Raw genomic sequence first — 11,780 nt, 5'->3', positions numbered from 1 at the left:
ACTGGTTCACAATACGCCGATATCCTACGTGGTACTACTGGCAATGACATCCTCACTGGTGGCGCTGGTGATGACCAGCTTTTTGGTGGTGTTGGCAATGATACGCTCAACGGTGGCGATGGCAACGACAGAATAACTGACACCGATGGTATTGTTGATGGTGGTGCTGGCACTGATACTCTAGTTGCAGACTACAGCAAATTGAGCAATGGGGCTGGTGTTGATGTCGGATTCAATGGACAGAATGCCATTTTCAGCCGTTTGAGTGGGAATCCCGTACTCAGCTACAGCAATATTGAGCGATTTGAACTTACTGGTTCACAATACGCTGATGTCTTGCGTGGTGCTGCTGGCAATGATATCCTCACTGGTGGCGCTGGTGATGACCAGCTTTTTGGTGGTGTTGGCAATGATACGCTCAACGGTGGCGATGGCAACGACAGAATAACTGACACCGATGGTATTGTTGATGGTGGTGCTGGCACTGATACTCTAGTTGCAGACTACAGCAAATTGAGCAATGGGGCTGGTGTTGATGTCGGATTCAATGGACAGAATGCCATTTTCAGCCGTTTGAGTGGGAATCCCGTACTCAGCTACAGCAATATTGAGCGATTTGAACTTACTGGTTCACAATACGCTGATGTCTTGCGTGGTGCTGCTGGCAATGATATCCTCACTGGTGGCGCTGGTAATGACCAGCTGATTGCTGGTGCTGGCAACGATCTTCTGGTTGGCGGAGTTGGCAGTGATATTCTCACTGGTGGTACTGGCGCAGATCAGTTTGTTTTCAATTCTAAGCTTGAAGGACTTGACGTTATCAAGGACTTCAGTCGAGTGGAAGGTGATAAGATTCAGATTTCTAAAATTGGATTTGGTATTACTGACTTCAGTGGTTTCAGCTACAATGACGCGACTGGTGCGTTGTTATTCCAAGGAACTCAATTTGCGACTCTTGAGAATAAGCCTAGTAATTTCGCGGTTAGCTTAGACATCCAGCTGATCTAGAATTTTGGAGAAATGAGTCTGACAAGTTCATAATTTGAAGCCGACAAACTTACACCCGGAAATTATTTTTGAGTTCCGGGTGTAATTTTTTCATTGTCAAGATGACTATTCAAAATTCAAGACATTTCATTTACGATAAATTAAGACAAAAAGACGCGATAAATCGCCGTCTCTACAATAATCAGTCTTTTGTCTTGGCGGCGATTTATCGCGTTTCTTACCTTAATTTTTAGTTATCCATTTATACCAATTATCTAAACCTACACCAGTAGTTGCGGAAACCTGAAAAATCTTAATTTGGGGATTTACCTGTACAGCATATTCTATGCACTTTTGCACATCAAAGTTCACATAAGGTAGCAAATCAATTTTCGTGAGAATCATTACATCACTAGCACGGAAGATATGCGGGTATTTTAGCGGCTTATCCTCTCCTTCCGTGACTGAGAGAATCACAACTTTTGCCTGTTCTCCCAAATCAAATAAGGCTGGACAAACTAAATTTCCCACATTTTCAATCATCACAACTGAATTCAGTGGTGGATTCAGTTGTTGTAAACCCTTGTCTATCATTGATGCATCTAAATGACAGCCTGTTCCGGTATTTATTTGGATGACTTTAGAACCTGTTTCTTTAATTTTTTTGGCATCATTAGCAGTTTCTTGGTCGCCTTCAATAACGCTAATAGATAATTGATGTTTTAAATCATTAATGGTTCGCGTCAAAAGAGTTGTTTTACCTGCACCGGGAGAACTCATTAAATTTAAGGCGAGAATATTTCGACCTTTAAACCATCCGCGATTTTGGGCAGCTAGCAGGTTATTCTTTGCCAATATATCCTGTTCTAAAGATATCGTTGTGTTGTGTATTTTGGCATGAATTTGAGGCGCTTCTATATGAGTGTCGTGACTATGGGAATGAGTAATGACAGTACCATCTGGTAAAGTATGAGTATGGTGATGATGGTTATGTTCAGCTTCATCTGTTTCTAAATTGGTAATTTTAGCTTCACCATCATCCGAACAACCACAGGTTACACACATAATTCCTCGATTTCTATTTCTTTAATTTTCAGCTCTTCACCAGTAATTAAATCTAATTCCACGCTACCGCAGTTACAGATTCCAAATGGTTTATCTAAAGAAATTTCTGCACCACATTGGCGACATCTCCATAAACCTGGAATTTCTAAAATTTCTAATGTCGCCCCTTCTAAAACTGTACCTTGAGTGCAAATATCAAAACAAAATCGGATAGCGTCGGGCATGATGGCTGAAAGTTTGCCAATTTCTAATAAAACTCGCTGCACTTTTGCGCCTTTGGCATTTTCAGTCACAATTGCCACAATATTTTGGGTGATTCCGAGTTCGTGCATACTATAAAATCTATTAAATATTAACAAATTCGTGGCAATTGGTCGCCTACCAACATATCAACAATTCTTTCAGCACCAAAAACTGTTTTTAACAATACAATACCTGGGGGTGAGGTAATAACTTCGCCAATAATACAAGCATCTTTCCCTGCTGGGTGAGATTTCATAGCTGATAAAACGTTGTCAGCATTCTCTTTTGGAACCACTACAACTAACTTACCTTCATTAGCTAAATATAATGGGTCTAAACCGAGAATTTCGCAAACTCCGTTGACTTCTTCACGCACTGGTATAGATTCTTCGTAAAGACGAATTCCCACATTTGAACTGAGGGCAAATTCATTTAATACTGTAGCTAACCCACCGCGTGTAGCATCTCGCATAGCATGAACTTGTGGACATACTTGGAGAATAGTTTCTACTAAATTATGCAACGGCTGACAGTCACTTTCAATAGTAGTTTCTAAGGCTAATTCCCCACGGGCAATTAAAATTGCTGTCCCATGATTGCCTATTTCACCATTAATTATTACGGCATCTCCAGGTTTAATATTATGGGCGGAAATGCTAATTCCTCGTGGGATGATACCAATACCAGCAGTATTAATAAAGAGTTTATCGGCAGCACCACGATGTACAACTTTTGTGTCACCAGTGACAATTTGAACACCAGCTTTTTCTGCGGCTGCTTTCATGCTGTTTGCGACACGGCGTAAGGTTTCTACAGGTAATCCTTCTTCTAAAATTACGCTACAAGTTAGATATAAAGGTTTAGCACCGCTGACTGCTAAATCATTAACTGTGCCGTTAACGGCTAATTCTCCTATATCACTACCGGGGAAAAATAAGGGGTCTACAACATAAGAATCTGTTGTAAATGCGAGTCTGTCTCCTTGTTGCATGAGACTGCCTAAGTTGAAGCTGGCTTGGTCTTCTAGTTGTGAGAGAATTGGGTTATCAAAATTGCTGACAAAGATATCATCTATTAAATCACGCATGGCTTTACCACCACTGCCATGTGCGAGAGTTATATGAGTGTCTTGCACTTTAGTTTGGCGACGACGGACTTTTTCTATTTTTTGGAATAGGGGATTTTGGATTGGGTTTGTGGGGGAAATATTCATATTAAATTTTTTTTAAACGCAAAGGGACGCAGTAGACGCTTTTGCGGCTTGCCGCAGGCTGGGAAGCAGAGGTACGCTGAGTGTTATAAGTCTGAAGAGAAGCCGCAGGCGGGGAGAGGTTCTTGAGTTATTTTTGGTTTTTGGGCGATTGTTCTTTTGGCAATGGTGGAAAGTCGCCCGTATTTGTAATAGGCTGCACAAGCACCTTCGGAAGATACCATGCAAGTTCCAATTGGTGTTTCTGGTGTGCAAGCTGTACCAAATACTTTGCACTCCCAAGGTTTTAAGACTCCTTTAAGGATTTCTCCACATTTACAGGCTTTATGGTCGGCTACTTTGAGATTAGGAATGGTAAATTTAAGTTCGGCATCGAATTGGGCATATTCAGGTTGAATTTGTAATCCTGAATAAGGGATGTCACCTAAGCCACGCCAATCAAAACTATCTCGGACGGCGAAAACTTTATTTATGGCTTGCAGGGCTACTCTATTTCCAGATTTTTCGACAATTCGGTTATATTGATTTTCAACTTCGCAACGATTTTCTACTAGCTGTTGCAATAGCATCCAAATTGATTGGAGAATATCTAAGGGTTCAAATCCTGAGACGACAATTGGCTTATTATATTGTTGGGAAATAAATTCATAAGGGTCAGTGCCAATTACCATGCTGACATGGCCAGGGCCAACAAATCCATCTAGTTGTAAGTCGGGATTATCTAGTAGTGTTTTGAGGGCGGGAATCACGAGAACGTGATTGGAAAACAGACTAAAGTTATGAATTTCTTCGGCTGCTGCTTGCAGAATGGTGAAGGCGGTGCTGGGGGCTGTGGTTTCAAAGCCTAAAGCGAAGAATACTACTTCTTTGTTGGGGTTATCTCTGGCAATTTGTAGACTGTCTAAGGGAGAGTACACCATACGGATGTCTGCACCTTGTGCCCTGGCTTGCAGTAATGTGGTTTTGGAACCGGGAACTCTCATTGCGTCGCCAAAGGTGGCAAAAATGACGTTATGATTTTGAGAGATTGCGATCGCATCATCTAATCTCCCCTTTGGCATCACGCATACTGGACAACCAGGGCCATGAATTAGTTCAATAGCTTCGGGTAAAATTTCTTCGATACCATATTTAAATATAGAGTGGGTATGTCCGCCACATACTTCCATAATTTTGATAGGTTTTTCTAGCTGGCGGCATAATTTGGCGATTTCGCGGCGTAAGGCTTCTGCTTTTTCCGGTTCGCGGAATTCGTCAACATATTTCATAGGAAGTGAAGAGTAGTGAGTTTTATCTATAGGAATCCGCTTTCAGAAATCAAATATGAGTCCTATATCAGTTAATTTCGCTTTTGTGGTAGGAAGTTTTTTTAACAAACTGCTTTCTCTGCCTTTCTTTGCCTCTTGACACAACAAAGGTCTATTGTTTATAGCAGATTCTAGGTAAATCAGGTACAAAATTTAAGAATAAAGCCATATACCAATAAAGTTTAAACCCTATTCCCTATTCCCTATTCCCTATTCCCTATTCCCTACTTGTGCTGCTGCTAATTCTTGGAATAGTTGTAAAGTTTCCGCCGCTTCTTGTTCGTTGATTCGATTCATCGCAAAGCCAACGTGTACTAGCACCCAATCGCCAATACAAGCTTCGGCGGGATGTTGTTCATCTACGATACAAGCAATATTTACCTCGCGTTTAACACCACCAATGTCAACTATCGCTAATTTATGGTTAGCATTGGTAATTTCTATAATTTGTCCGGGGATTCCTAAACACATTTTTTTATTTGTCAAGATAAACTAACCGCAGAAGAAATTATTTCTAAACAAAAGTTTGTCAACTATCAACACTCATGTATTAATTGTGCGGCTGTAATAACTGCTTGTCCTAGAGATAAACCGCCATCATTAGCTGGAACTAAGCTATGAGTAAGTACTTTTATTTCCAATGCTTGTAATCCTTTGGTAACTTGGTCTAACAATATACAATTTTGAAATACGCCTCCTGTTAGGGCTACCTGATTAATCAGATTTTCTTGACTAAGATGCTTAACCATTTCTACAATCGCATTTGCTAAACCTTTGTGAAATTTAGCAGCTATAACTGATTGTGGAATCTGTTGCTGCAAGTCATCGAGCAAAGCTTGCCACATGGGACGCGGGTCTATACAATAAATACTATCTGAAAAGCTAAAACTAAAAGGATATATTAGCGTTTCTTTATCATTATTTAAGCTACTAACATCTACTATAGCTTCCATTGCGATCGCAGCTTGTCCTTCATAGCTACATTCATCTCTATAAATACCGATAGCCGCCGCCACCGCATCGAACAATCGCCCCACTGAGGAAGCTAGAGGAGAGTTAATCCCTTTATCTATTAGTTGATTGAGTAGTTTGAGTGGTTTGTTTTTCAAAAATTGAACTATTTCTAAATCAGTATATTTTTGTTCGCAATCATCCCAAAGGTTAGCCGCTACTAATTGGGTATATGTATTACGCCAAGGCTGATAAATAGCTTGTTCACCACCAAGCATTGCTACTGGTTTAAATGTTGCTAGGCGTTTAAATTTCCGGTAATCTGCTAAAAGAAATTCTCCACCCCAGAGTGTACTATCGTCGCCGTAACCTAAACCATCTAAAGCAATGCCTAATACTGGAGGGGAATCTAAAGGAATCCCATTTTCTGTCATACAAGCGGCGATATGGGCGTGATGATGTTGGATGTGATGAATTTTGATTTGATTTGTTTCTGCAAGTTCTTTACCAAATTTGCTTGAGAGATATTCAGGATGTTTATCAATAGCGATTACTTCTGGTTTATGCTCAAATAAATTTAAGTATAAATTTAAAGTCTCTTGATAAGTATTGAAAGCCGCAGCATTTTCTAAATCTCCCAGATGTTGAGAGAGAATTGCTTCTCCTTCCCGCAATAAGCAAAAGGTATTTTTTAACTCACTACCCATTGCTAAAATTTGCGGTATTTTGTGAAATCCTGGTGGTAAACTAATTGGTGTTGATGCATATCCTCTAGCACGGCGAATTGTTTGAACTTTATCGCCGATAACACGCACAACCGAATCATCTACCCGATTAATAATCTCTCGATTATGAAAGAGAAAATAATCAGCTATTTTCCCTAATTTCTCTCTTGCTTCGTCGTTATCAATACATTGTGGTTCATCAGCAAGATTGCCACTTGTTAGAACTATTGGGCGATTCATCCGCCGCAAAATCAAATGATGTAAGGGCGTATAAGGTAACATGAAGCCAAGGGTATTTTGCCCATATGCTACCGATGGTGCTACTACTTTTTTACCTGTCACTTGTAATAAAACAATTGGTGCGGCGGAACTTGTCAATAATTCTTTTTCTTTGGCGTTGACAATACAATATTGTTCAATTATCTCAATATCTCGCGCCATTAAAGCCAAGGGTTTATGATAGCGCTTTTTACGCTGACGCAGTTTTTGTACAACAGTTTCCTGTGTTGCATCGCAAGCCAGATGAATACCACCTAACCCTTTAATTGCTACAATCTCTCCCTTTTGCAATAAGGTACAAACAGCATCGACATCATCCAACATCGAAAACATAGAAGCAGTAACCGATTTCCCATCAGCACGTTCTAACCAAGCTGTAGGGCCGCAAGTATAACAAGCTACAGGTTGGGCGTGAAAACGACGGTTTTCGACATCGTGGTATTCCTTTCCACATTCGGGACACATAACAAACGCAGACATACTGGTATTGCATCTGTCATAAGGAATGGCACGAATAATACTTAGGCGGGGGCCGCAATGAGTGCAGTTAGTAAATGGGTAGCGATAAAAGCGGCTAAAAGGGTCGAATATTTCTTGTTGACACTCCGGACAAGTGGCTGCATCAGGAACAACTTCTGTTTTAATTGCACTATTAACACTACTAGAAATCACAAAATTTTTAAAGTTAAATTCACCTTTGTAAGGAGTTCGAGTTAGTTCATTAATTTTTGCTAATGGTGGACACTCTGTTTGCAATCTGGCAACAAATTCTGTTAATGCTTCCTCACTACCAGATACCCGAATTAATACACCTTCACCATCATTACAAACATCTCCACATAAACCGTAAGCTTTAGCCAGACGATATACAGTAGGGCGAAATCCTACTCCCTGAACAGTACCGCGAACTCTAATTTCTTCATTCGCCATATAATTCTGACTTTCAAAGATTATAAATTACGAATTACGTTAGCGTAGCGGTAGCGAGTCTGCGAGCGTCATTACGAATTACGAATTATTAATCTGCCACAGCAATATTCGATTATTTCCAGAATCAGCTATTACCGCCGTATTACCACAAATTTTTATCCCGTAACACCAATTTAAGCTATCTCGTTTCGGCAGCCCAAAATTCCGATTTTCACCTTTACTTTGAAAATTCATTTGTCCTGCCAACCCATCTGCCACTACACCTTGCAGTGATAAAATTGATTCTGGCTTTCTCCATCCTAACAACCGAGAATTAGCCGTATCTGCAACTACTAACCAATCTTCAGTTACCCCTACACCATAAGGCATACTCAAACTACTAGCGCTTGGCAAATAAACTCCTTGATTCATTTCCACAAAATCAAAGCTTTTTTGTCCTAAAACCACTGCACAAGGGGTATTGTTTTCTGTTGGTATTCCCTGCCAAATCATCACTCTATGATTACCTGCATCGCTGACAACCAGATTCTCTCCCCAAAAGGTAATATCGTGACACCAACGCATACTCGCTGCGGTTGCAGAAGCACCGCCGTTTTCATTGCGAGATATCATATCCGGTTGTCCCAAAACTAAATCAGCAGGTTGACCATTTTCTGTTGGTAACTGATGCCAAATCAATACTCTTCGATTTCCTGTATCGGCAATAAATAGCTGTCCTTGATGATAAAAAACACCATAGGGCCAGTGCATTGTACTGGCAGATGCTTGTTGACTTCCCCGATTGGGTTCATTATCAATAAAATTAGCTTGTCCTAACACTAAATCTGCTGGAACATTGTTATCTTCTGGTAAGTTTTTCCAAATCAAAACCCGATGATTCCAAGCATCTGCTACAGCTAATCCTTCGCCACAAGCACAAATCCCAGTTGGTACACTTAAAGTTGCGCTTCCCGGTGTACCTTTAGCATTTTGTCCTTCATGAGAAAAGTCAGGTTGTCCAATTACCCAATCAGCCGGTTGACTATCTCTAGTGGGTAAATTTCGCCATCCCAATAACCGATGATGTCCTGTATCTGATACCCACAAAGGGCCAGTTTCGGATAACAAACAAGCACCACGAGGCCCAAACATTTCTATAGAACTTGGTGCTACAGGTATAACTAATTGCTGCGGTTCAATAATGTTGCCTAAAATTACCTCTGCACCCTGAGATGATAGAGGTAAACCTTGAGAAATCTCTGTTGCTTCTGACGGTAATTGTGATATGGGATTAATTATGATTGGGATATCCATAAACCGCAGATAGACACTGTTAATTATTTAAAAACATTAATGTTTATTAGCATGTAACAACAGTCACAAATTTGCATTATGTTTTTATCAACAAATCAGATGCGTTCCCTGGCATAAAACAAATTCTGTTCAGAATTCAGAATAAAAAATAAATATGTCTATTTGCTTGCGGAAAACACCGAAATGAGAAAGCGAACTGCGGTTTACTTGCTAAATCTACCGAAATGAGAAAGCAATATGTCTATTTGCTTGCTGAATCTACTGAAATGAGAAAGCAATATGTCTATTCAATACGGTTCGCCTAAGGCAAGAGACGCGATAAATCGCCGTCTCTACAAAGGACTGATTCTTGTCAAGACGGCGACTTATCGCGTCTTTGCGATTGGTTGCGTGTCATCAAAAAACCTTATCCGAACCGGATTGTATGTCTATTTGCTTACACAAAACACTAAAATGAAACAAGGTATTTAACATATACAGCTAATAGTTTGGCATAGCAAGTACAGAAGATCCAGAATTTATGCGTTGGGTAATGGATACGTTTCGGTGGATTGTGGCAATTGTTCTTAGACCTTTGGAGAAAAGGGGTTTTGTCCATTTACCCAAGCGTTGGGTTGTTGATCGCACCTTTGGCTGGCTGAATTGGTGTCGGCGTTTAAGTAAAGATTATGAAAGACTACCCGAAACTTCGGAGACATTCATTTATGTTGCCATGATTCGTATCACGGTTCGACGGCTTGCATAATTTTTAGCTGACTCTGACTTTTAAAACATCTTCTTAGAGCTTTTCTTAGTGCAATTCGGGGTGCAATTCGGGATAAACCCTTCTTAACCTTTCACGAATGCTTTTCGCAACACCCTTGAAAAAAGGATAATTTAACCTATTACTGACAAAAATTGCATAAAATCTTAAACAATCTCTGATAAATTTATAACTGTTTAATATATTAGGATTGCTGTATGTCAGCAAAAGAGTTTCTCAAAGCTAAATTTGATTCCCTTTATCCTCATCTGAATGAGAGATCAATACGTCTGTGGGCTGCCGCAGAAGCTATTGCATTCGGAAGAGGTGGGATTACGCAAGTTTCTCAAGCAACAGGTCTGTCACCAAAAACGATTCGTGTCGGAATCCGTGAACTTGAAATTGAGCCAGATACTCAAATCAAACATACTCAATTTCAGGAGAAAGTTCGATGTAAAGGAGGTGGTAGAAAGCGTCTGCTAGACACTGACCAAACCTTAATTCCAGACCTGGAATTATTAATTCAACCAGTAAGTTGTGGAAATTCAGATCCACCTCTACGTTGGACTTGTGAAAGCACCACAAAAATAGCTGAAAAATTGCGAACTAAGGGTCATGTTATCAGCGCTAGAAAAGTTGCTTATTTATTGTGTGAACTGGGCTACAGTCTACAAAAAAACTGTAAAACCAAAGAACGATCTTCTAACTATGATCGAAACATTCAACTTCAATATATTTATGATCAAGTGCAGAATTTTCAAGCCCGTGGACAACTGATAATTTCACTTGTAATCAAGAAAAAAGAAGTGATTAAAAATTTGAAGGAAGATGTAGAAGAATGTCAATCTAAAAAACAGTTTATCAAGGCTAATACTGATTATTTTCCCGAATATCAAAAACTCTTAAATACTCTACCGTATGAAGCTTATGATTTGACTACAAGCCAGGGATGGGTAAATGTGGGCATTAATAATGCCACTGTAGAGGTCACTGTTGAGTCAATTCGTCGATGGTGGCAAGATATGGGTAAAAAAACTTACAAAAATGCTACAGAATTGTTTATTACAGCAGACTGTAGTGAGCGTGATGAGTATTGCTTGCAGTTATGGAAGGCCCAACTCCAGAAACTTGCTAACGAAATTGGACTTATCATTCAGTTTGCACATTTTCCGCCTGCTACAAGTAAGTGGAACAACATAGAACATCGTATGTTCTGTCTGATTACAGAAAACTGGAGAGGTAGACCACTAACCATTAAAGAAGTAGCTATTAATTTAATTAGTACTGTTACCACCAATGAAGAACTAGTAATTAGTACTCCAAAAGATGAAAATAAATGCCAGATAGATATAGATATTAATGACAAAGAATTGTCAAGAGTCCACCTAGAAAAAATTAAATTCCATAATGACTGGAACTACCGATTTTTACCTCCGACTTATTTAGAATTATCGTCTTGCTTTAATAATAAAGGCGAACACACATTTTGAGATTAATAGAGAAAGGCACATGCATTATCTGCGAATTTTAATCCACAGTATCCGCATATATGGTTCTGCTTTTTCGGGGCTTTTGAAGTAACATACCATGTTCCTTGACAGGCAACCGTCGGCTATCTCCAACTCTCTCACCATAATGATTATCATTACTATAAAAGTGAGAATTTAATTTACTAAAATCCTTATTTAATAAGGGTTACGCTAAATCCCACTCTGATTCAGACTTGTCAATATTTAGATGCGTTTGCCCTGAGGTTAGGAGTAGCTACTATCCTTGTAGGAGAGGGCTTTCACCTTTGTCCCAGGTTTCGTTAGGAGATTTTCAAGGTTCTGTTCCTTGGTGTTTCACCCTTAGTTATGTGTTGGCTTAGGAACGAGTCACAGATTCATTGCCTTGGGGTATTAAACAGTATCGTAGACTACAAAAACTTTAGCAATCGCTCTTTGAGGAAAACGTTTTGATTTATTGCAGATGTACAAGCGACATCTTTAAATACCTCTAGTTTAGACCTCAATCTTTACTCCAAAATAAGTAAGTTATTTCTGCGT

Annotated in this window: 9 protein-coding genes and 1 pseudogene; 3 read left to right on the top strand and 7 right to left on the bottom strand. The window is 39.6% G+C overall.

From position 1 onward, the window contains the following. Window positions 1-1,008 (top strand): calcium-binding protein (locus RRG12_RS08430; RefSeq protein ID WP_420758960.1); only part of this gene is annotated, 1,008 nt, incomplete at its 5' end. Window positions 1,009-1,230: 222 nt separating this feature from the next. Here the strand turns inward: RRG12_RS08430 and hypB are convergent. From hypB to RRG12_RS08395, 7 genes are all read right to left on the bottom strand, one after another. Next, window positions 1,231-2,052, bottom strand: a complete 822-nt coding sequence (gene hypB, locus RRG12_RS08425) for a hydrogenase nickel incorporation protein HypB (RefSeq protein WP_420758959.1) — start codon at window positions 2,050-2,052, stop codon at window positions 1,231-1,233. Next, window positions 2,043-2,384: a hydrogenase maturation nickel metallochaperone HypA gene (hypA, locus tag RRG12_RS08420; RefSeq protein ID WP_420758958.1), complete on the bottom strand. Its 342-nt coding sequence runs from the start codon at window positions 2,382-2,384 to the stop codon at window positions 2,043-2,045. Before hypA ends, hypB begins: the two co-directional genes overlap by 10 nt. 20 nt (window positions 2,385-2,404) lie before the next feature. After that, the gene (gene hypE / locus RRG12_RS08415) at window positions 2,405-3,508 is read right to left on the bottom strand and encodes a hydrogenase expression/formation protein HypE (RefSeq protein ID WP_420758957.1); all 1,104 of its coding nucleotides are present in this window, start codon (window positions 3,506-3,508) and stop codon (window positions 2,405-2,407) included. An 83-nt stretch (window positions 3,509-3,591) separates the two neighbouring features. Then, complete coding sequence (gene hypD / locus RRG12_RS08410) at window positions 3,592-4,773, bottom strand: hydrogenase formation protein HypD (RefSeq protein ID WP_420758956.1); 1,182 nt, start codon at window positions 4,771-4,773, stop codon at window positions 3,592-3,594. A 249-nt stretch (window positions 4,774-5,022) separates the two neighbouring features. Next, a complete protein-coding gene (locus RRG12_RS08405) occupies window positions 5,023-5,283 on the bottom strand; it encodes a HypC/HybG/HupF family hydrogenase formation chaperone (protein ID WP_069074263.1) in 261 nt (86 codons plus the stop codon). Window positions 5,284-5,348: 65 nt separating this feature from the next. Further along, complete coding sequence (gene hypF, locus RRG12_RS08400) at window positions 5,349-7,697, bottom strand: carbamoyltransferase HypF (RefSeq protein ID WP_420758955.1); 2,349 nt, start codon at window positions 7,695-7,697, stop codon at window positions 5,349-5,351. Window positions 7,698-7,775: 78 nt separating this feature from the next. Further along, entirely contained in the window at window positions 7,776-8,990 is a 1,215-nt protein-coding gene (locus RRG12_RS08395) for a hypothetical protein (RefSeq protein WP_420758954.1), read from the bottom strand. A gap of 562 nt (window positions 8,991-9,552) precedes the next feature. Between RRG12_RS08395 and RRG12_RS08390 the strand changes: the two are divergent. Both RRG12_RS08390 and RRG12_RS08385 read left to right on the top strand, forming a co-directional pair. Then, window positions 9,553-9,735: pseudogene (locus RRG12_RS08390) on the top strand (transposase); the annotation flags it as partial. Between the two features lie 215 nt (window positions 9,736-9,950). Next, a complete protein-coding gene (locus RRG12_RS08385) occupies window positions 9,951-11,222 on the top strand; it encodes an ISAzo13 family transposase (protein ID WP_069074259.1) in 1,272 nt (423 codons plus the stop codon). The last annotated feature ends 558 nt before the right edge of the window (window positions 11,223-11,780 follow it).

It is taken from the genome of Nostoc sp. CALU 546 (genome assembly GCF_048836525.1).
The sequence above is the reverse complement of the archived record's forward strand: the minus strand, read 5'-3'. Positions and strand labels throughout refer to the sequence as shown.

Excerpts from the sequence above, each read along its gene's own strand:
- hypA (WP_420758958.1), bottom strand. The coding sequence starts at position 2,384 with ATGCACGAACTCGGAATCACCCAAAATATTGTGGCAATTGTGACTGAA.
- RRG12_RS08405 (WP_069074263.1), bottom strand. The coding sequence starts at position 5,283 with ATGTGTTTAGGAATCCCCGGACAAATTATAGAAATTACCAATGCTAAC.
- hypE (WP_420758957.1), bottom strand. The coding sequence starts at position 3,508 with ATGAATATTTCCCCCACAAACCCAATCCAAAATCCCCTATTCCAAAAA.
- RRG12_RS08385 (WP_069074259.1), top strand. The coding sequence starts at position 9,951 with ATGTCAGCAAAAGAGTTTCTCAAAGCTAAATTTGATTCCCTTTATCCT.
- RRG12_RS08395 (WP_420758954.1), bottom strand. The coding sequence starts at position 8,990 with ATGGATATCCCAATCATAATTAATCCCATATCACAATTACCGTCAGAA.
- hypB (WP_420758959.1), bottom strand. The coding sequence starts at position 2,052 with ATGTGTGTAACCTGTGGTTGTTCGGATGATGGTGAAGCTAAAATTACC.
- hypD (WP_420758956.1), bottom strand. The coding sequence starts at position 4,773 with ATGAAATATGTTGACGAATTCCGCGAACCGGAAAAAGCAGAAGCCTTA.
- hypF (WP_420758955.1), bottom strand. The coding sequence starts at position 7,697 with ATGGCGAATGAAGAAATTAGAGTTCGCGGTACTGTTCAGGGAGTAGGA.